At 67.4% G+C, this 20,077-nt stretch carries 23 protein-coding genes and 1 riboswitch; of the genes, 9 read left to right on the forward strand and 14 right to left on the reverse strand.

The window, feature by feature from the left end; translation table 11 throughout:
- Positions 1–2 precede the first annotated feature (2 nt).
- Complete coding sequence (mnhG, locus tag BKA16_RS22300; protein WP_183372758.1) at positions 3–356, forward strand: monovalent cation/H(+) antiporter subunit G; 354 nt, start codon at positions 3–5, stop codon at positions 354–356.
- A 5-nt stretch (positions 357–361) separates the two neighbouring features.
- Here mnhG and BKA16_RS22305 read toward each other — a convergent pair whose 3' ends face one another.
- The gene (locus BKA16_RS22305; RefSeq protein WP_183372759.1) at positions 362–931 is read right to left on the reverse strand and encodes a TetR/AcrR family transcriptional regulator; all 570 of its coding nucleotides are present in this window, start codon (positions 929–931) and stop codon (positions 362–364) included.
- Between the two features lie 83 nt (positions 932–1,014).
- On the opposite strand from BKA16_RS22305, the gene BKA16_RS22310 reads away from it, so the two are divergent.
- On the forward strand, positions 1,015–1,896 hold the full coding sequence (locus BKA16_RS22310; RefSeq protein WP_183372760.1) for an SDR family oxidoreductase: 882 nt from the start codon (positions 1,015–1,017) through the stop codon (positions 1,894–1,896).
- A gap of 21 nt (positions 1,897–1,917) precedes the next feature.
- Here BKA16_RS22310 and BKA16_RS22315 read toward each other — a convergent pair whose 3' ends face one another.
- The 4 genes from BKA16_RS22315 to napA all read right to left on the reverse strand — a co-directional run bounded on the left by BKA16_RS22315 (position 1,918) and on the right by napA (position 4,655).
- Positions 1,918–3,051 carry a glutamate--cysteine ligase gene (locus tag BKA16_RS22315; protein WP_343067584.1) on the reverse strand — a complete coding sequence of 378 codons (1,134 nt, stop codon included), beginning with the start codon at positions 3,049–3,051 and terminating at the stop codon, positions 1,918–1,920.
- Positions 3,052–3,067: 16 nt separating this feature from the next.
- The gene (locus BKA16_RS22320) at positions 3,068–3,676 is read right to left on the reverse strand and encodes a superoxide dismutase family protein (protein WP_183372761.1); all 609 of its coding nucleotides are present in this window, start codon (positions 3,674–3,676) and stop codon (positions 3,068–3,070) included.
- Between the two features lie 45 nt (positions 3,677–3,721).
- The gene (locus tag BKA16_RS22325; RefSeq protein ID WP_183372762.1) at positions 3,722–4,237 is read right to left on the reverse strand and encodes a LytR C-terminal domain-containing protein; all 516 of its coding nucleotides are present in this window, start codon (positions 4,235–4,237) and stop codon (positions 3,722–3,724) included.
- Positions 4,238–4,307: 70 nt separating this feature from the next.
- Positions 4,308–4,655 carry a nucleoid-associated protein NapA gene (gene napA, locus BKA16_RS22330; RefSeq protein ID WP_183372763.1) on the reverse strand — a complete coding sequence of 116 codons (348 nt, stop codon included), beginning with the start codon at positions 4,653–4,655 and terminating at the stop codon, positions 4,308–4,310.
- Positions 4,656–4,835: 180 nt separating this feature from the next.
- Between napA and BKA16_RS22335 the strand changes: the two genes are divergently transcribed.
- Genes BKA16_RS22335 through BKA16_RS22355 form a run of 5 tightly spaced genes read left to right on the forward strand, consistent with a single transcriptional unit; the run spans position 4,836 to position 7,901 of the window.
- Positions 4,836–5,426 carry a peptide deformylase gene (locus tag BKA16_RS22335; protein WP_183372764.1) on the forward strand — a complete coding sequence of 197 codons (591 nt, stop codon included), beginning with the start codon at positions 4,836–4,838 and terminating at the stop codon, positions 5,424–5,426.
- A gap of 12 nt (positions 5,427–5,438) precedes the next feature.
- A complete protein-coding gene (locus BKA16_RS22340; RefSeq protein WP_183372765.1) occupies positions 5,439–6,116 on the forward strand; it encodes a GNAT family N-acetyltransferase, cg3035/Rv0428c family in 678 nt (225 codons plus the stop codon).
- A 58-nt stretch (positions 6,117–6,174) separates the two neighbouring features.
- Positions 6,175–6,684 carry a guanyl-specific ribonuclease gene (locus tag BKA16_RS22345; protein ID WP_183372766.1) on the forward strand — a complete coding sequence of 170 codons (510 nt, stop codon included), beginning with the start codon at positions 6,175–6,177 and terminating at the stop codon, positions 6,682–6,684.
- Positions 6,681–7,109 (forward strand): barstar family protein, encoded by a 429-nt coding sequence (locus BKA16_RS22350; protein ID WP_183372767.1) that lies wholly within the window; start codon positions 6,681–6,683, stop codon positions 7,107–7,109. The genes BKA16_RS22345 and BKA16_RS22350 overlap by 4 nt, the downstream gene beginning before the upstream one ends.
- A gap of 3 nt (positions 7,110–7,112) precedes the next feature.
- The gene (locus tag BKA16_RS22355; RefSeq protein ID WP_183372768.1) at positions 7,113–7,901 is read left to right on the forward strand and encodes an exodeoxyribonuclease III; all 789 of its coding nucleotides are present in this window, start codon (positions 7,113–7,115) and stop codon (positions 7,899–7,901) included.
- 43 nt (positions 7,902–7,944) lie between these two features.
- Here the strand turns inward: BKA16_RS22355 and BKA16_RS22360 are convergent, their stop codons facing one another.
- The gene (locus BKA16_RS22360; protein WP_183372769.1) at positions 7,945–8,295 is read right to left on the reverse strand and encodes a GNAT family N-acetyltransferase; all 351 of its coding nucleotides are present in this window, start codon (positions 8,293–8,295) and stop codon (positions 7,945–7,947) included.
- 174 nt (positions 8,296–8,469) lie between these two features.
- Positions 8,470–8,583, forward strand: a riboswitch (TPP riboswitch).
- On the opposite strand from BKA16_RS22360, the gene thiC reads away from it, so the two are divergent.
- Together thiC and thiD are read left to right on the forward strand one after the other, a co-directional pair.
- Positions 8,574–10,259 carry a phosphomethylpyrimidine synthase ThiC gene (gene thiC, locus BKA16_RS22365; protein ID WP_183372770.1) on the forward strand — a complete coding sequence of 562 codons (1,686 nt, stop codon included), beginning with the start codon at positions 8,574–8,576 and terminating at the stop codon, positions 10,257–10,259. Its footprint overlaps the riboswitch before it by 10 nt.
- Positions 10,256–11,107, forward strand: a complete 852-nt coding sequence (gene thiD / locus BKA16_RS22370) for a bifunctional hydroxymethylpyrimidine kinase/phosphomethylpyrimidine kinase (RefSeq protein WP_183372771.1) — start codon at positions 10,256–10,258, stop codon at positions 11,105–11,107. Before thiC ends, thiD begins: the two co-directional genes overlap by 4 nt.
- 63 nt (positions 11,108–11,170) lie before the next feature.
- Here the strand turns inward: thiD and BKA16_RS22375 are convergent, their stop codons facing one another.
- From BKA16_RS22375 to BKA16_RS22410, 8 genes are all read right to left on the reverse strand, one after another.
- The gene (locus tag BKA16_RS22375) at positions 11,171–11,818 is read right to left on the reverse strand and encodes a hypothetical protein (RefSeq protein WP_246372555.1); all 648 of its coding nucleotides are present in this window, start codon (positions 11,816–11,818) and stop codon (positions 11,171–11,173) included.
- A gap of 112 nt (positions 11,819–11,930) precedes the next feature.
- Positions 11,931–13,310 (reverse strand): glutamate decarboxylase, encoded by a 1,380-nt coding sequence (gene gad, locus BKA16_RS22380; RefSeq protein ID WP_183372773.1) that lies wholly within the window; start codon positions 13,308–13,310, stop codon positions 11,931–11,933.
- Between the two features lie 67 nt (positions 13,311–13,377).
- Positions 13,378–15,252, reverse strand: a complete 1,875-nt coding sequence (locus tag BKA16_RS22385) for a YhgE/Pip domain-containing protein (RefSeq protein WP_183372774.1) — start codon at positions 15,250–15,252, stop codon at positions 13,378–13,380.
- A gap of 2 nt (positions 15,253–15,254) precedes the next feature.
- Positions 15,255–16,019, reverse strand: coding sequence for an ATP-binding cassette domain-containing protein (locus BKA16_RS22390; protein WP_183372775.1), 765 nt, complete (start codon positions 16,017–16,019; stop codon positions 15,255–15,257).
- Positions 16,020–16,440: 421 nt separating this feature from the next.
- Positions 16,441–17,661 (reverse strand): acyl-CoA dehydrogenase family protein, encoded by a 1,221-nt coding sequence (locus tag BKA16_RS22395; RefSeq protein WP_183372776.1) that lies wholly within the window; start codon positions 17,659–17,661, stop codon positions 16,441–16,443.
- A 1-nt stretch (position 17,662) separates the two neighbouring features.
- A complete protein-coding gene (locus BKA16_RS22400) occupies positions 17,663–18,679 on the reverse strand; it encodes a phosphotransferase family protein (protein WP_183372777.1) in 1,017 nt (338 codons plus the stop codon).
- Positions 18,679–19,131 (reverse strand): MaoC family dehydratase, encoded by a 453-nt coding sequence (locus tag BKA16_RS22405; RefSeq protein ID WP_183372778.1) that lies wholly within the window; start codon positions 19,129–19,131, stop codon positions 18,679–18,681. Before BKA16_RS22405 ends, BKA16_RS22400 begins: the two co-directional genes overlap by 1 nt.
- Entirely contained in the window at positions 19,128–19,883 is a 756-nt protein-coding gene (locus BKA16_RS22410) for an SDR family oxidoreductase (RefSeq protein WP_183372779.1), read from the reverse strand. The genes BKA16_RS22405 and BKA16_RS22410 overlap by 4 nt, the downstream gene beginning before the upstream one ends.
- Positions 19,884–20,077: the final 194 nt, after the last annotated feature.

Genomic DNA, 20,077 nt, shown 5'->3' on the forward strand with positions numbered 1-20,077 from the left:
CCATGATCGCAGACGTCTTCTCCGCCGTGTTCATCCTCGCCGGCTCGTTACTCGCCCTGACCGCGGCCGTCGGCATCGTCCGCTTCCCGGACACGCTCAGCCGCATGCACGCGGCCACCAAACCGCAGACCTTCGGCATGATCCTGGTGCTCATCGGGGCGCTGATCCAGCTCGACGGCCACGTCGACTCCGGCATGCTGGTCCTCACCGGGCTCTTCACGCTCATCACCGCGCCCGTCATCGCTCAACGCGTGGGGCGCCTCGTCTACCGCGAACAGCGCATCGACGAACAGCTGCTCGACGAGAGCCAACTGCGGTCCCGGGTGAGCGACGACTCCCGGCAAGCCGATCGATAGGCTGGTCAGAGTTCCGAGCTCGCCTCTCGCAGCGTGTCCAGAGCGGCGACGGCGTAGGGCCCGAAGCCGGTGTCGTCGTCCGCCTCGATCCACGCGGCGTACCCCTGCTTGAACGCGAGAACACCCACCTCGGCGGCGAGCTGCGCGACCGGCACCGCGACCCCGCGCGCAGCGAGTGCATCGGTCATCGCGACGGACAGGCCGACTCGTTTGAGCGCGTCCCGCTCCTGAAGCTCGGCACTGGAGGCGATCGCCGCTCTCAACTGCGGACCGATCGCGCGGTTCACGGGACCGAACGCCTCACTCGCCCGCTCCAGTCCGGCGGCCACCGCGTCCAGCGGCGAGACGTCCGGCGGCGCGTCTGCGATGCCCTCGGCCAGCCGACCGCTCAGGGCCTCCTGCCCGGCGGAGAGGATCTCGCGCTTATCGGAGAAGTGTCGGAAGAGCGTGCTCTTGGTGACCCCGGCTCGCGCGGCGATCTCGGTCACCGTGGTCGCGTCGTACCCCTGATCGGCGAACAGTTCGACGGCGGCGACGACGAGCCGCTCACGTGCTCCCGGTTCCCAACGTGCCATGCACCCACCCTATCCGATGGGACTTTTGTCTCGTCACCCTGTACAGTGACGGGACAAGAGTCTCATGACACTAGGAGGGTTCCATGAAGGTCTTCGTCACCGGTGCGACCGGCAACATCGGAGCGGCAGTCGTCACCGAGCTGCTCGCGCACTCCCATGAGGTGATCGGCCTGGCACGTTCGGAGACCTCGGCCGCCAAGCTCGAAGCCGCCGGAGCCTCGGCGGTACGGGGCGGGCTGGCCGACCTCGACGTGATCCGCAGCGCGGCGGCCGACTCCGACGGCGTCATCCATCTCGCCTTCAGCAACGACTTCAGCGCCCCCGAGGCGCTCGCCGCGGGCATCGCGGAGGAGACCGCCGCGATCACCGCCGTCGGTGAGGCTCTGATCGGCAGCGGGAGACCGTTCGTCGTCTGTTCCGGAACACCGTCGATCCCGGGGCGCGCCTCGATCGAGTCCGATCCCCTGCCCCTCGACGGCCCGGTCGGCGGCCGCGCGGTCGCCGTCGACCGCACCCTCGCACTGAAGGACCGGGGCGTGCGCAGCTCCGCTGTGCGCCTGCCCCGAACCGTCCACCGGAACGGCGAGGGCGGCTTCGCCGGCATCCTCACGCAGATCGCGCGCTCCAGCGGCCTGTCCGGCTATCCGGGCGACGGATCCCAACGATGGCCGGCCGTCCACTCCGCCGATGCCGCCGCGCTGTTCCGCTTGGCACTGGAGGCAGCACCGGCCGGGACGTCGTGGCACGCCGTCGCCGACGAGGGCGACCCGGTGAGGGCGATCGCCGAGATCATCGGTCGCCGCCTCGGAGTACCGGTGGGGCCCGCACCGGCGGAGACCTACGGGGCGATCGGCGCGGTCTTCGCGCTGGACCAACCCTCCTCCAGCGCTCACACGCGCGAGATCCTGGGCTGGGAGCCGACCGGCCCGTCGCTGCTCGAGGACCTGGAACTCATTCGGCCCTGAGCGCGCACGGAAGCTAGCCTGCTACGCCAGTTCGTCGACCACCGACCCCACCACGTCCACCAGGCTCCCGGTGCGCGCGTACACCTCACGCTGGCGCTTGTAGCTGACACCGCGCGCCACGATGTCGGCGACGGAGGCGAGTTCGTCGAGACAGCCGAGGGAGGCGGCGACCGGCTCGAGTCGGATCAGCAGGTCGGCGAGGTCCTCGGTCACCAGACGCTCGGCACAGGCGGAGTCCTCGATGATGATGGCGTCGATACCGTAGCGGGCGGCCCGCCACTTGTTCTCCTGGACCAGCCAGGGCGCCATGTGCGGCAGCGTCTGCCCCGCGGTGAGGCGACGATCGAGGTCGACGATCAGGCAGTGGATGAGAGCCACGATGCCCGCGAGTTCGCGACGGTTCGACACGCCGTCGCACACTCGCACCTCGATGGTCCCCAGATGCGGCGAGGGGCGGATGTCCCAGCGGATCTCGTTGAGGTGATCGATGATGCCGGTGGTCTTCTGGTCGGCGACGAACGCCTCGAACTCGCTCCACGTCTCGAACTGGAACGGCAGTCCAGCCGTGGGAAGCTGCTGGAACATCATCGCCCGGTTACTGGCGTAGCCGGTCTCCTGACCGCCCCACATCGGCGAGGACGCCGACAGTGCGAGCAGGTGGGGGTAGTACTTGAGCAGCGACGACAGGATCGGCAGCACCTTGTCGCGGTGGCTGATGCCGACGTGGACGTGCACGCCCCAGATCAGCATCTGGCGACCCCACCACTGCGTGCGCTCGATGAGTTCGGCGTAGCGCGGTCCCTCGGTGAGCTGCTGTGTGGACCACTCGGCGAACGGATGAGTGCCCGCACCGTAGAGATCCACACCGATCTCGTCGGTCAGCCCGCACACCACGTCGAGCGTGGCGCCGAGATCGGCCATGGCCTCCCCGACCGTGCGGCACACGCCGGTCACGAGCTCCACCGTGTTGCGGAGCAGCTCCTTGTGGATCCGGCCCGCACGGTCGACGCCGCGGGCCCTGATCAGATCGAACAGTTCCGGGGCCGCATTCGACAGGTCGCGGGTGTCCCGGTCGACCAGCGCCAGCTCCCATTCGACGCCGAGCGTCGGCTCGGGCGAACCATGGAACTCGATGGCCGACACCGGGACCCCCACCCCCAGACTCGTTTCGCTACTCGGCGATGACGCCGCAGGCCAGGCGCTGCGTACCGTCGGTGTCGCCGACCTCGTGCACGATGAGCGCCCTGCCGCGGATCTGCTCGAGCTTGAACGCGTCGGTCCTGCTGGTGACCTGGCCGGTGCCGTTCTCCAAGACGGTGACGCTGGTCAGGTCGCCGCTCTCGGGCTTGCCGGTGTGGCCGTCGACCTGCAGATGCCCGCCCGCGGTCGCGAAGCCGGTGGACGCCTCACACTTGCCGACCTCGTGGATGTGCACACCGTGCGAGCCCGCGTCCATGCCCGACACGCGCAGCGAGACGGTGACGGCGTCGTCCGCTTCGGTGAAGGTGGCGAAGCCGACGCTGCTGCCCGCCTTGTCGCGCAGGGTCACCGTCATCTCGGTGGTGGCCTCGGCGCGCGGGCCGTCGGCGTTCACCTGATCGCCCGGATGGGCCTGATCACCGGTGATGACCGGCGGCGTGGTGCCCCTCTCGTTCGTCGGGTACTGGTCGGGCGTGCAGCCCGCGAGGACAGCGCCCGTGGCGCCTGCCGCGGCGAGGACCGCCAGGACACGGGTGGTCGAGATTCCGGTGGCGGCACCGCTGTGCTTACGGGCGAACATGACGCTCCTTATGTGTTCCATGTACAGGCTGGGCTGGACGTTGTCTTACTTGCTGACGACGACGACGGCGAGGTCCTCGTCCGGGCAGGTGGAGAAGGCCGAGGGCCGCGGATCCACCGACGCGCCGCCGGGCACCGACTCGGCGACCTTCTTGGCCGCCGCCTCCCTGCCCTCGGTGTAGAAGATGGTGTTCTCGCTGATGCTCGCCGTCGACAGGTTCGACGTGCTCGCGACCTCGTAGCCCGCGGCCTCGAGGGTCTTGGTGACGTCGGCGGCCAGACCGGTGATCGTTCCGGCGTTCAGCACGCACATCGATCCGACGTTCGCGGCGTCGACGGCACGGGAACTCGACGGCGCCGACGACTCTCCGGTCGACGCGTCCGGCTGGGCCGGGGCCGTCGCGACCGTACTCGCGTCGCTGTCGGACAGTCGCGGTTTCGAATCGTCGCCACTGGTGACTGCGTGGTGCCAGCCGAGGCCGATGAAGACCACGGCGACAGCCAGCAGCAGCATGGCGCCTGCCCGCAGAGGCAGTCGGTTGGTTTCTCGGTCAGCTTTCATCACGGCAACTTTAGCTCACGACGCCGTGTAGGAGACGAGCCGTCCGTGTGACATGCCCGCAGTCTCTGCCTCAGATCTCGAATCCGAGGCGGCGCGCGGCCCGCGCCTTCTGCCGCGAGGCCCGCAGGCGGCGCAGACGCTTCACGAGCATCGGGTCGGCCGCGAGCGACTCCGGTCGGTCGACCAGGGCGTTCAGAATCTGGTAGTAGCGGGTCGCCGAGAGATCGAAGAGCTCTTTGATGGCCTCTTCCTTCGACCCCGCGTACTTCCACCACTGGCGCTCGAACGCCAACACCTCGCGTTCACGTCGAGTCAGCCCGTCGGGGCCCATCTCGTGCGGATCCACCTGCTGGCCGGACTGCTCGACGACGATCGGGTCATCGTCGTTGCTGGGTGTACGCGCGGTTGCGCCGTCCATCTCGCCCCTTAAAACCGTCGAATAGTCGCATCCACTCGCTCGGTTCCCCTTGCTCCAGAGCACCGACGTCCGGGTGGAATCACAAGCGTGTGGTTCGCACAAGAGTGTAGCGGCGTTCACGCTCGCCTTCACGACGACGCACCGCTGGCATGTCGTATTGCAGCGGTAAACTGTCCCGCTATGGCAATACTTCCGATCTGCATCGTCGGCGAACCCGTCCTCCACGAGCCGACGACCCCGGTCGATCTCGACGACTCGGGACGTCCGTCGGCCGAGATCGTCGAACTGCTCGACGACATGTACGCGACGATGGACGCCGCGAACGGGGTCGGCCTGGCCGCCAATCAGGTGGGCCGCGGCCTGCGCATGTTCGTCTACGACTGCCCGGACGGCCCGACGCGCCGTCGCGGCGAGGTGATCAACCCGGTCCTGCAGACCTCGGAGATCCCCGAGACGATGCCCGACCCCGACGACAACGACGAGGGCTGTCTGTCGGTGCCCGGCGAGGGCTTCCCCACCGGGCGCGCCGACTGGGCCAAGGTCGTCGGCACCGACCGCAACGGGGACCCGGTCGAGATCGAGGGCGACGACTTCTTCGCCCGCATGCTCCAGCACGAGACCGGCCATCTGGACGGATTCCTGTATGTCGACGTCCTGATCGGGCGCAACGCACGGGCCGCGAAGAAGGCGATCAAGCGCAACGGTTGGGGCGTTCCGGGCCTCACGTGGCTGCCCGGCGCCGATCGCGACCCGTTCGGGCACGATGACTGACAAGATGAGAGCATGATCGATCCAACCGTCGGCGACCGCATCGTCGTCCGCTATCGACTCGATCACGCCGCCGCACCCGCGGACTGGCGTGCCGAGTCGAATCCCGCACTGTCCGGCGGACCGTCGCAATCGGATGTGACGGGCGTGCTGAAGACCTCCGACGAGAAGTCTCTGCTGATCGACCGCGACGGCGTCGAGGTCGCGATACCGCGCACGGCGATCACCTCGATCCGCCTGCTGTCTCGGGAGGTGGTGCGCAACTCGGAGATCCGGGACGTTGAGCGCGCCCTGTGCGACGCCGCCGACGCCACCGAGCGGGAGGAGATCGACGGTTGGATCGTGCTGTCGGGCGGGTCCACCCTCCGCGGACGCTCGGCGATCCCGGTGGAGTTCAACGCGCCGTCGGCCGCCGTCGACGAGATCTGCGCCTGGTACGACGATCTCGACGAGGTCCCGATGGCACTGCTCCCCGACCGGCTGACCCGGCCCGGACGCGTGCCGATCACCGACGTCCGCGACCTGGAGGTCCTCGTCGCCGATCGGCCCATCGACGTGGCCGGCCTCGCTCCGGCGCGGGTCGACGACGGACTGTGGGCGGTCGACGTCGACGCCGACGACTCGGCGTTGCGCGCCGCCGCCCGCGACGCGGGCTACCGACTGCACCACACCGCGCAGGTCGGCGAGCTGTAGCCGCGGCCGGGCCGGAGCGAATTCGATTCCGACGGCTCAGCCGCTACCGTGGAACGCGATGTCTGCTTCGAACTCCGACCCCGATCAGTCCCGCCGTCGCCTGCTCGCGTCCGGGCTCGGCGTGGTCGTCCTACTGGCCGTGGTCGCTCTGACCTGGTGGGTCGACGGTCGCAGTTCGCTCGACTCCGTGGAGTCGACGTCGTCCGGAGCGAGCATCGTCGCGCCGAGCGCCACGGGCTCCGAGCACTCCCGCACCGCCGGAAAGCCGTCCGACGACGTGCCTGCGCGGGTACAGCAGACGCTCGACTACATCGACGCGGGCGACTGGCCGGAGGCCGCGAACGCACCGGGCACCCACGGCGGCGACCTGTTCCGCAACGCCGAGGGACGGCTGCCCCGACGCACGGCCGACGGACAGAAGATCACCTATCGGGAGTGGGATGTGAACGCCAAGCAGCGGGGCCGCGGGCGCGACGCCGAGCGCATCGTGACCGGCAGCAACGGTTCGGCCTACTACACTCTCGACCACTACGAGAGCTTCACGGCGATCCGAGGGCCCGCCGCATGACCGCACTCTCCTCATCCGCCCCCAGCCTGTTCGGAACCGGATGGGTGGCACGCCGGGTGGACGGCGAGGCGATGCGGACCGTCGACGGCGTCCTCGACTCCCTCGCCGCGGCCTGGCGTTTCCCCGACCACTTCGGACGGAACCGCGACGCTCTCGACGACTGCATGCGAGATCTGCCCACTGATCTGCCGACCGCCGAGGGCGGACCGTCGACCGGCCTGCTGACGATCGTCGTGCACGCCGGCGCGCTGCTCGCCGACGCCCCCGACGAGCTGGAATGGTTCGCCGAATCGGTCGACTTCTGGCACGACCACTACCACGATCGCCGCTTCGCCGTCTTGCTGACCGACGACGACCCGGCGGCCGTCCGCGACCGGTGGGCCGCCGTCGGCACTCAGCTGACCGACCCGACCGAGGAGATCTGACCCGTGCGCCTGGCGACCTGGAACGTGAACTCGATCCGCGCGCGTTCGGAGGACGTCGTCGCGTGGATGACCCGGCATGCGATCGACGTCCTGGCGCTGCAGGAGACCAAGTGCTCCGACGACCAGTTCCCGGTGATGAGTTTCGCCGCACACGGCTACGACGTCGCGATCTGCGGCGACGGCGGATACAACGGGGTCGCCATCGCGTCCCGCGCGGGTCTGACCGATGTGCACATCGGCTTCGACGGTCAGCCGACGTACAACGGCGTGCGCGAGTCGCGCGCGATCTCGGCGACATGCGGCGGCGTGCGCGTGTGGAGCCTGTACGTGCCGAACGGCCGGACACGGACCGATCCGCATATGAGTTACAAACTGGAGTGGCTCGACGCCCTCGCCGACGTCACCAGACTCGAGCTCGGACACGATCCGGCCGCCCAAGTGGCGTTGGCCGGCGACTGGAACGTAGCACCGACCGACGCCGACGTATGGGATCCCGAGCTGTTCGCCGACCGCACGCATACCTCCGACGCCGAGCGCGCCGCGTTCGCCCAGTTCGGCGCCGCCGGTTTCGTCGACAGTGCGGGACCGTTCGCACCCGGTCCGGACACGTACACGTTCTGGGACTACCAGGCCGGCCGATTGGAGCGCAACGAAGGCATGCGCATCGACTTCGCGCTGTGCTCGCCCGCACTGAACGACCGGGTCTTCGACGCCTTCATCGACGTCGCCGCCCGCAACGCCAAGGGCGCCAGCGACCACGCTCCGCTCGTCCTCGACGTCTCGTCCGCGTAGACCCGCCCCCGACTCCCCCGCCGGTGGAGTATCGAGGCCCCTCCTACACCGGCACCAGCGGGACCACTCCCGGATGCTCCTCGATGAACTTCCTGGTGAACGTGCAGACGGGACGGACTTTGAAGCCGTTGTCGCGCATGTACGACATGGCGCTTCCGGTCAGTCTGGTCGCGAGGCCGTGACCGGCGTACTCGTCGTACATGACGGTGTGCAGAATGGTCGCGATCGTGCCGTCGGGAGCGTCTTCGAGGCTGTAGCCCAGCACGCCGACGAGATCGCCCGCCACCCACAGTTCGAAGCGTTCCCGTTCCGGGTTGTGGACCACTTCGGAGATCTGTTGGAGCAGCGAACGAGCGGAATTCTGCGGCGCCTGATGGCGATTCCTCAGATGCATGACACCTCCCTGTGACAACGATCACAACACTACGTGGCGCAAGCAATGTGCCGCAACTCACACCAGTCTCATCTGCATCACGGTTAGGTGTGACTCGAGTTACCTGGAGAGGCCGACTGGAACCGCACCGCGGCTTGTGGTTAGAGTGGCACCGTGCGCTGTGAGCGCACACACAACTGCACACGCGGGGGCTCTCACGAACCGAGGGCTGAGATGACGAACGGCGATCGTCGACCGCTTGAACCTGTCCGGATAATGCCGGCGTAGGGAGGAATGTCATGAGCACATCTGTGTCCACCGGCGGTGTCACCACCGGCCCCATCGAGGGCAGCACCAAGGAATACCTCGAGGTCGAACATCGCTCCGGTCTCGGGACGGTCGACGGCCTGCGTGTCCCCACTCGACGCGTTCACCTCACCGACGGCGACCACCTCGACCTGTACGACACATCCGGTCCGTACACCGATCCGAACGCCGTGATCGACCTCGAACGCGGTCTCGAACCGATCCGCGACTCGTGGACCAGGCCCGAGCCGATCGACGGCGCCGCCACCCAGCTCGGCTGGGCCCGAGCGGGCATCGTGACCGCCGAAATGGCCTACATCGCCGCCCGCGAAGGCGTCGACGCCGAGGTGGTCCGCACCGAGGTCGCCGCCGGCCGCGCGGTGATCCCGGCCAACCACCGCCACCCCGAATCGGAACCCATGATCATCGGCAAGAAGTTCGCGGTCAAGGTCAACGCCAACATCGGCAACTCGGCGGTCACATCGTCGATCGCCGAAGAGGTGGAGAAGATGGTGTGGGCCACCCGATGGGGCGCCGACACGATCATGGACCTCTCCACCGGCAAGGACATCCACCAGACCCGCGAGTGGATCATGCGCAACTCCCCCGCCCCGGTCGGCACCGTTCCGATCTACCAGGCGCTGGAGAAGGTCAAGGGCGATCCGACCGCACTGACCTGGGAGATCTACCGCGACACCGTGATCGAACAGGCCGAGCAGGGGGTCGACTACATGACCGTCCACGCCGGTGTCCTGCTGCGCTACGTGCCGCTCACGGCCAAACGCGTCACCGGCATCGTCTCGCGCGGCGGATCGATCATGGCGGCCTGGTGTCTGGCGCACCACACCGAATCGTTCCTGTACACGCACTTCGACGAGCTCTGCGAGATCCTCGCCCGATACGACATCACCTTCTCCCTCGGCGACGGTCTGCGCCCCGGTTCGATCGCCGACGCCAACGACGAGGCCCAGTTCGCCGAACTCCGGACGCTCGGTGAACTGACCACTCGCGCCAAGGCGTACGGCGTGCAGGTGATGATCGAGGGTCCCGGCCACGTGCCGATGCACAAGATCGTCGAGAACGTGCGCCTGGAGGAGGAATGGTGCGACGAGGCCCCGTTCTACACCCTCGGTCCGCTCGCCACCGACATCGCGCCCGCCTACGACCACATCACCTCGGCGATCGGCGCCGCGATGATCGCCCAGGCGGGCACCGCGATGCTCTGCTATGTCACCCCCAAGGAGCATCTCGGTCTGCCCGACCGCGACGACGTCAAGGTCGGCGTGATCACCTACAAGATCGCCGCCCATGCCGCCGACCTGGCCAAAGCGCATCCGCGTGCGCAGGAGCGCGACGACGCGCTGAGCAAGGCGCGGTTCGAGTTCCGCTGGACCGACCAGTTCAACCTGGCACTCGACCCGGACACCGCCCGCGAATACCACGACGAGACGATGCCCGCCGAACCCGCGAAGACCGCGCACTTCTGCTCGATGTGCGGTCCGAAGTTCTGCTCCATGCGCATCTCCGCCGACGTCCGCGCCTACGCCGAGGAGAACGACCTCGTCACCGCCGAGGACATCGACCGGAAGATCGCGCAGGAGATGGCGGCCAAGTCGGAGGAGTTCACCGCCGCGGGCAACCAGGTCTACCTGCCCATCAGCGAGGTCGCCGCGCCGTGACCGATCCGCGCCTGCTGCCGACCGTCGCTCCCGGACGCACGCCGGTACGCGTGATGACCGTCGCCGGGTCCGACTCCGGCGGCGGCGCGGGCATCCAGGCCGATATGCGCACGTTCGCACTGCTCGGCTTGCACGCGTGTGTGGCGGTCACCGCGGTGACCGTGCAGAACACGCTGGGGGTCACCGGTGTTCAGGAGATCGAACCGGAGGTCGTCGCCGCGCAGATGCACTCGGTGGTGCCCGACATCGGGGTCGGCGCGGTCAAGACCGGGATGCTCGCGTCGGCGCCGATCATCGAGGCGATCGCCGACGCGTGCGACGAACTGTCGATCGGCGGCGGGCGGACGATTCCGCTCGTCGTCGACCCGGTGTGCGCGTCGATGCACGGCAATCCCCTATTAGCTGTGGACGCCCTCGGCACGCTCATACATCGGATGATCCCGCTGGCCGACGTCGTGACGCCGAACCTCGACGAGGTCCGACTCATCACCGGCATCGACGTGGTCGACGCGGCGACCCAGCGCGACGCAGCCCGCGCCCTGCACGATCTCGGCGCCCGGTGGGCACTGGTCAAGGGCGGGCATCTGCGGACCAGCGAACTCAGCCCGGATCTGCTGTTCGACGGCACCGAGTTCATCGCCCTGGAGACCCGTCGCATCCACACCCCGCACGATCACGGAGCGGGCGACACGCTCGCCGCCGCGATCTGTGCGGCCCTCGCCCACGGTCGCACGGTGCCCGATGCGCTCGAGTTCGCCAAGGGCTGGGTCACCAGGGGTCTGGAGTCGGCGTATCCGCTGGGAGCCGGCCACGGCCCGGTGAACCCGCTGTGGCGGGTCGGCGAGTAAGCGCCCCGTTCGCGACGCGGCCGCTCCGCGACACCGGTGTGCCTGCCGAGCCGAGGCGCCGCGTCACGCCGTAACGGGCGCGGTGACCGGCCGCGCGTCCCGCTTGGCCACCACCAGTGCGATGAACGAGGCGGAGAAGAAGCACAGCGCGCCGATGAAGGTGCCGGTGTTGGCCAGCACCGCGTCCACGGTGTTACCGGTCCTACTGACGAAGCCGCCGACGGCCGACACTCCGAACGCAATACAGCCCAGCATGTTGATCTGACCGCACCACCAGTCCGAACTCCGCGGCGCCCACACGCGACCGTCGGTGTGTTTCAACGCGACCAAGACGAACCAACCGCTGACGAGGAAGAACACCGATCCGCCCGCGTCCGGATTCCAGACCAGCTGCTGGGTGCCGTGCACCGACTTGATGTACAGCGCGGCCGTGGTGCTCACATTGAACAGCACGGTGCCGACCGACTGCGTCGACGCGGCGAGCCACTCGGCGCGGAACATCGTGCCCGATCCGTAGGAGACCTTCGTCGTCATCGCACCCGAGAGCGCCAACTGCACCAGGCCCGCGGCCGTGAAGAACCACGCCCCGATGAAATACGAGACGTTCGACGCCGTCGCACCGGCCCACGTACCGAACCCGGGGGCCGACCCCAACGCGAACAGGAACGACCCGATCATGAATCCGATGCACTGTTTGGCCAGTGTCGGCATCAGGAGCCGTCCGACGAACGAACCGCGGGCGACGCTCACACGCATACCTCTCTTCTGAAGAAACGCCAAAGGACGTCCCGCGTCGCGAACGACTCGGGACGTCCCGCACCGGTCAGTGGTGGAAGGCCGAGGTCTGGCCCTCGGTCGGCATCGGACCGGTCAGACGCTCGAGGAACTCGACCTCGGTCTTGATGTCGGCGAGCAGTGAGCCGGCCAGATCCTTGCTCAGCCCGGCACGCACGACGATGCGCTGCACGGTGACCTCGGCGAGATCGTCGGCGAGCGGGTAGGCGGGAACCTGCCAGCCCTTCATCCGCAGACGGTCCTGGAGATCGTAGAGAGTCCAGTTGTCGGTGTATCCCTTGCGCATCCGCCACGCGAACACCGGGATCGTGTCGCCCTTGCTGACGAGTTCGAACGGCGCCATCTCGGCGATCGACGCCGAGAGGTACTGGGCGACGTCGAGCGACCCCTGCTGGACCTCGCGGTAGCCCTCCTTGCCCAGACGCAGGAACTGGTAGTACTGCAGCAGGACCTGCGCGCCCGGGCGCGAGAAGTTCAGCGCCAGGGTCGGCATGTCGCCGCCCAGGTAGGCGCAGTGGAAGATCAGGCTCTCGGGCAGAGCGTCCTTGTCACGCCACACGATCCAGCCGACACCCGGGTACACGAGGCCGAACTTGTGGCCCGAGGTGCTGATGGACGCGACGCGGTCGACGCGGAAGTCCCAGTTGAGCTCGGGCTGGCAGAACGGGGCGATCATCGCGCCGGACGCGCCGTCGATGTGGATGTTCACGTCCAGGCCGGTATCGGCCTGGATCTGGTCGAGCTTGGCCGCGATCTCCTCGACCGGCTCGTAGGCGCCGGTGTAGGTCTGGCCCATGATCGCGACGACGCCGATGGTGTTCTCGTCGACGTACTTCTCGAGGTCGTGGCCGTCGAGGAACAGGTGGTCCTCGGTGATCGGCACCCAACGGGGCTCCACCTCGAAGTAGTTGCAGAACTTCTCCCAGCACACCTGAACGGCGGTCGAGAGCACCAGGTTCGGCGCCTCCGTCGACTTGCCCTCGGCCTTGCGCTTGGTCTGCCAGCGGCGCTTGAGCGCCAGGCCGCCGAGCATGCACGCCTCGGACGAGCCGATCGTCGAGGTGCCGATCGAGTTCTCCACGTCCGGGTTGTGCCACAGGTTGCCCAGGATCCGCCAGCAGCGGTCCTCGATCTCGGCGGTCGCCGGATACTCGTCCTTGTCGATCATGTTCTTGTCGACGGTCTGCATGTACAGGAGCTGGGCTTCCTTGTCCATGTACGTCGAGACGAACGTCGCCATGTTCAAGCGCGAGTTTCCGTCGAGCATCGCCTGGTCGTGGACGATCTGGTACGCGGTGCTCGGCAGGAGCATCCCGTCTGCCATCTCGTGGCGCGGCAGCGACGACTGCTCGCCGAGCCGGTTGAACACCGGGCTGAGAGCCATCCGCTGGTAGTCCTTGTCGGCCATGTCTTCTCCTATTTTCTGGTCAGCGAATCAAATGTGTCGGGAAGGCACAGGTCACGCCTGTACCGGGTCAGACTTCGACTGGCGGATAGAGCCTGTCCATCGTGTACTGCCGGTTTCTTCGAGCGGCGAACGTCGACACGATCAGGCACAGGAGCGTGATCCCGATGAGGACCGCGAACGCCACCCAGAATCGATAATCGACGCCGCCCATGATCATTTGTCTCAACCCGTTGACGGTATATGTCATCGGATCCACCCAATGGATGTACTGGAATGGTTTCGTCGTCGTCTGAACGGGGTATATACCGCCGGCAGAAGTCAGCTGAATCATCAAGAACGCCAACGTGACCACACGGCCGACGGCTGGACCGAACAATGCGTTGAACATCTGAATTATCGCGAGGAACGTCGCGACCACCAACACCATGAATCCGAATGTGCCGAAAAGATGCGCCGGTTTCATGCCGACCGCGTACACGGTCACGAGGTACAGGATCAGGGCCTGCAGGACGCCGACGCCGAACGTGGGAGCGTACGAGGCGAGCACGGCGCGCACCGAGTTCAGCCCCTGTGCGATCGGACGGGACTGCAACGGTGTGAACAGCATCCAGGCGATGATGCCGCCGACGAACAGCGCCAGGGAGAAGAAGAACGGCGCGAAGCCGGTGCCGAAGGTCTCGGCCTCGTTCTTGTACTTCTCCTCCAGGGTCACCGGCGCCGCCAGAGTCTTGGCGAGCGCGTCCTGCTGGGCCTTGGTCCACTTCGGGATGGCGTCGCCGGCCTCGTCGAGACCGCTCGCGAGCTGCGCCGAACCGGTCTGCAGTTCGCCCAGACCGGACGACAGCTCATTCGCACCGTCGCTGAGCTCGGTCATGTCCGAGCGGACCGTCATGATGTCGTTGTGCAGCGCACCGGTCTCGGCCAGGCCGAGGAAGGTGTTCAGCGGGCTGCCCGGCGTGTTGAACTGCGACGAGATCAACGACGAGTCGGACTGCAGCTGAGTGAGGGTGTTGTCGGCGTCGGGGCCGAGCCCCTGCGTCGTCAGGTACTGCTTGGCCGGCGCGAGGGTCGACGCGAGCGCGCGCATCGACGGGTCACGGCTGTTCGACAGACGCGAGACGACCGTGTCCAGGGCGTTCGCCGCCCGCGACTGGGCCCCCGCCGCGTCGCTCATCACCGTGTTCAGCTTGGTCACGTTCGTGTCGATGCGGGTCGACGCCGCCTTCACCTCGGCGGGGCTGAGTCCGCCCCCGTCGCTCGTCAGAGACACGAGCGGATCGGTGGCCTTCAGCACGGCACTGGAGAGTTCGTCGACGCCCCCGGCCAGCTGTTTGCCGCCGGAGTTCGCGGTCACCAGCCCCGCGGCGAGCTCATTGGCGCCGTCGATGGCCTCGGTGACCTTCGGCAGCATGCCGCCGACCTGCTGGAAGACGATGTCGAAGGTCTGGGTGCCGACCTGCGCCGACACGTTCGCCACGACCTGCTGAGCGGCGTCGCCGCCGAGGACCGACGCCAGATAGTTGTTGGCGTCGTTGTACGTGAAGATCAGTTGAGCCGATCTCGCGTTGCCGGACGTCGGCGATACGACGGCCTGGCTGAAGTCCTTGGGCAGGGTGATCGAGAAGTAGTACTTGCCGTGGTCCACGCCGTCGGTGGCCTCGGACTCGGAGACCACGTCGAGGTCGAGTTGCTTGGACTCCAGGAGTCCCTGGACCACCTGCTCGCCGGCCTTCAACTCCTTGCCGTCCATCTGCGCGCCGGTGTCCAGATTCACCAGGGCGATCGGGATCCGGTTGACCTCGTTGAACGGGTTCCAGAACGCCCACAGGTAGAGCGCGCCGTACATCAACGGCATCAGGATGATGACAGCGAACGCCAACCTCGGCATCCTGCCGCGGTAGTAACGCTTGAAGTCGCTGCCCGGGGAGAATGCTGCGAGCATCTTCATACGATTCGATCTCCGTGCTCGAGACGAACGAACTCGTCGTCGGTCAGATTGGGAACGTCCACGACGTCGGTGATCCCGTCGACCGGGTCGACGCCGTTGACGTCGGCCGTGATCACGGTCTGCTCACGACCGAGATCGATGAGCCGTTCCAACATCAGGGCGGCGCTCGCGGTGTTCCGCAGGTTGTCGATTCCGCCGACGACGAGAAGCTCCGGTCGGCGGATGTTGGCCATGGCGATCCGGAACAGCGCACCGGTGAGCTCGGGAAGCTCCTCGACGTAGGCGTCCAGCGTGGGCAGTGTCAGCGGGCCGAACACCGGGCGGCACAGCCGCTCCAGATCGTCGGCGGTCGACTGCCCGACGAACTTGTACCAGGGCGCCGTCCAACGAAGCTGTTCGGTCAGCACGTCGTGCACGCGGATGGTCTGCTCGATCTCGTCGACCTCGTCGACGAAACCGAGGGCCGAACGCGAGAACAGTCGGTGCGCGGAATTGCGCCTGCCGAACGAGTCGAGGGTTCCCGCCGTCGGCTTCATCCGCCCGGCCAGGGTGAGGAGAAGCGCGGTCCGGCCGCGGCCTCCGGACCCGACGAGGACGGTCACACCACCGCGTCGGATGTCCAGGTCGACCGGTCCGTAGATGTGACCCCAGGACGCTTTGACCTGCATATCGCGTGCCTGCAGAATCGTCTCTCTGGGCAGCACGGTCTCCACTGTGGGAGCCTCATCGGAGAACGATTCGGCACCGTAGGGCTCAGTCATCGATGCGCCCGTTTCGACGAGCGTGAATATCGGCTTTCCCCACACGGACCGAGAATTCCCCTCGGTCTGAAGGACCTGCTGAGAAACCCCCGTCTAGAGCGTCGACACCGATCCGGTGACAAGAATAAGCCATGGCAGAAGCATAGTTAAGCCCCTCAGCAGACGTTAAGCAATGGTTCGGGGCCTCGGGTCGGTCCGAACCCACCGTCGCCCCGCCTTACCCCGCGCCGTAGCGACTACCTGCGGTTTCCGCCAATGCACGGATGCGTGATGATTGCCTCGGGCGTCACTGAGCGGACAAACATGTCACAGTTTTCAGCGCCGATGGCAGGTAATTGCGCATACGCAACTTCGATGCGTGACGCCCGCCCGGGACGTCTCCGCGCACCCGTCACGGCACGCGTTCAGGGTCCGCCGGGTGTCAGCGCTCTGTGCGCTTGCGGAGCTCGGCCTTGGCCAGCGAGTTCTTGTGAACCTCGTCGGGACCGTCGGCGAAGCGCAGCGTACGGATGCCCGCGTACGCCTCGGCGAGCGGGAAGTCCTGCGACAGACCGCCGGCGCCGTGCACTTGGATCGCCTTGTCGAGGATCCATTGGACGGTACGCGGGGTGGCGATCTTGATCGCCTGGATCTCGCTGTGCGCCCCCTTGTTTCCGACGGTGTCCATCAGCCATGCGGTCTTGAGGACCAGAAGTCGCAGCTGCTCGATGCGCACGCGCGATTCGGCGATCCAGTCGCGGATCACACCCTGCTCGGCGAGCGGGCGACCGAACGCGACACGAGCGGATGCACGGTCGCACATCAACTCGACGGCGCGCTCGGCGAGGCCGATCGATCGCATGCAGTGGTGGATGCGCCCCGGTCCCAGACGGGCCTGCGCGATGGCGAAACCGGCGCCCTCGTCGGCGATGACGTTCGCGACCGGCACGCGGACGTCGGTGAACTTCAGTTCGGCATGTCCGCCGTGGCTGTGGTCGTCGTAGCCGAAGACCTCCATACCGCGGATCACCTCGACGCCCGGGGTGTCCCGCGGGACGAGGATCTGCGACTGCTGCCGGTGACGCGGCGCCTCCGGATCCGTCTTGCCCATCACGATGAGGATCTTCGCGTTCGGATTCATCGCACCGGTGATCCACCATTTGCGACCGTTGACGACGTACTCGTCGCCGTCGCGGCGGATCGACAGCTCGATGTTGGTCGCATCCGAGCTCGCGACGTCCGGTTCGGTCATCGCGAATGCCGAGCGGATCTCGCCGTCGAGCAGCGGGCGCAGCCACTGCTCCTGCTGGGCCGCGGTGCCGAACTCGTTGAGGACCTCCATGTTTCCGGTGTCCGGCGCGGCGCAGTTGAAGACGGCGGGTGCCAGCTGCGGGCTGCGGCCGCTGAGCTCGGCGAGCGGAGCGTACTGCAGGTTGGTCAGCCCCGCACCGTTCTCGCCGGGCAGGAAGAAGTTCCAGTAGCCGCGCGAGCGCGCCTCGCCGCGCAGTTCGGCCAGCACCGGCACGCTGTCCCAGGCCCACTTGTCGTCGAGCTGGGCGAGCTGGTCGTGAAAGACCTGCTCATTCGGGTAGACGTGGCTGTCCATGAAGGCGCTGACGCCCTCGATCAGCTCGCGGGTCTCGTCGTCGAATGCGAATTCCATGTCAGTTCTCCTTCAGTGCGGCGAGCCCCGCGTCGAGCAGTCCGTACACGCCCTCGCCGATCTGCGAGAAGCCGTCGCCGACCGTCTGGCCGTTGACGAAGCGGTAGTGGATTCCTTCGACGATGCCCGCCAGTTTGAAACAGCTCAGGGCGATGTAGAAGCCGAGGTCCGACAGATCACGGTCGCTGCCCGCGGCGTACCGGGCGATCACCTCGTCCTCGCTCAGGTAACCGGGGGCCTCCGTCGCATCGGCGACGGTGTCCGGCGAGAACTTCGCCATGCGGCCGTAGACCAGCATCAGCGCGAGGTCCGTGAGCGGGTCGCCGATCGTCGACAGCTCCCAGTCGACGACGCCGACGACGCGGTCGTCGCCGTCGACGAGGACGTTGTCGAGCCGGTAGTCGCCGTGCACGATCCCGGGCGCGGTGTCGGCCAGAACCCGCTGCGACAGTTCGGCGTACAGCGCCTCCATCGTCGGGAGCTCACGGGTGTGCGCGGCCTCGAACTGCTTGTGCCACCGCTCGACCTGACGCCCGAGGAAGCCCTCGGGACGGCCGAAGTCGGCCAGCCCGACCTCCGCCGGGTTCACGCGGTGCAGTTCGGCGAGGACGTCGACGAAGTTCTCCGACATCGCCCTGGTCCGCTCGGCGCCGACGGCGGCGAGGTCGGCCTTGGAGCGGTAGGTGGCACCGTCGACGCACTCCATGACGTAGAACGGGGCGCCGAGCACGTCCGGATCGTCACACAGCGCGTACATCGCGGGCACGGGCACGGGAGTCGGCGCGAGCGCCGACATCATGCGGTGTTCGCGGACCATGTCGTGGGCGGTCGCCAGCAGGTGCCCCACCGGCGGCCGACGCAGAATCCACACCGCCGTCCCGTCGGTGATCCGGTACGTCAGGTTCGACTTTCCACCGGCGATCAACGTCGCGCTCAGCTGCGAGCCCGCGCCGTCGACGTGCTCGGGAAGCCAGCGGCCGAGGACATCCAGGTCGAGTCCGGGATGCGGCTGCGTCATCAGAACGCCAGCACCGACACGGTCTCGGCGACGCATGCGGGCTTGTCGCCGCCCTCGCGTTCGACGGTGACGCGGTTGATCACCTGGTACCCGGCGGCCGTCTCCGTGACCGACACGATCTCGACGCCCGCGCGCACGCGCGAGCCGACCGGGACCGTCGACGGGAAGCGGACCTTGTTGCTGCCGTAGTTGATGCCCATGGTGTTGCCCTCCACCTTGTACACCTGCCACGACAGCATCGGGATCAGCGACAGCGTCAGATAGCCGTGCGCGATGGTGGCGCCGAACGGTCCGGATGCCGCGCGCTCGGGATCGACGTGGATCCACTGGTGGTCGCCGGTCGCGTCGGCGAACTTGTCGATGCGGGCCTGGTCGATCTCGACCCAGTCGGAGTAGCCGAGGTGCGTGCCCTCGGCGGCTTTGAGCTCATCGGCGCCGTTGAGGATTCTCATGCCTTCGGCCCGCCCGCCACGTAGAGCACCTGGCCGGAGACGAAGCCCGCACCTTCGCTGGCGTAGAAGCTGACGGCGTGCGCGATGTCGGCGGGCTCGCCGACGCGCTGGACCGGGATCTCCTTGGCGGCCGCGGCCTTGAAGTCGTCGAAGCCGACGCCCATGCGCTCGGCGGTCGCGGCGGTCATCTCCGTGGCGATGAATCCCGGGGCGATCGCGTTGGCGGTGACGCCGAAGCGGCCGAGCTCAAGGGCGAGAGTCTTGGTGAAGCCCTGCATCCCGGCCTTGGCGGCCGAGTAGTTGGCCTGGCCGCGGTTGCCCAGCGCCGACGTCGACGACAGGTTAACGATGCGGCCCCAGCCCTCCTTGGTCTGATACGCCTGCACCTCGCGGGACATGAGGAACGCACCGCGCAGGTGCACGGCCATGACCGAGTCCCAGTCGGAGACGGTCATTTTGAAGATCAGGTTGTCGCGGATGATGCCTGCGTTGTTCACCAGGATGGTCGGCGCGCCGAGTTCGGCGGCCACCCGGCTCACCGCGGCTTCGACGGCGACCTCGTCGGAGACGTCCGCACCGACGGCCAGCGCCTTGCCGCCGTCGGCCACGATGCCGTCGACGACCTTCTGGCAGGCGGCCTCGTCGAGGTCGAGCACCGCGACGGCGTGGCCGTCGGACGCGAGACGACGGGCGACTTCGGCCCCGATGCCGCGGGCTGCTCCGGTGACGATGGCGGTTCGCTGGGTACTCATGAATCTCCTCTGACAATGACGGCGCCGACGGTCGCATTCACCATGCTCAAACCGAGTAAGCGATCGCTTATTTTTCCGGTTCCCACTATGCCGGAGGGTGTGACCGTCGTCAACCGTCGGCGAGGGAATCGCCCGGCGAGCCGTCGCCGCGCGCCGGTATCGCTCATGTTCCCGTCGATCGTGTCGCGGTACAA

It is taken from the genome of Gordonia humi, from assembly GCF_014197435.1.
GTDB lineage: Bacteria > Actinomycetota > Actinomycetes > Mycobacteriales > Mycobacteriaceae > Gordonia > Gordonia humi.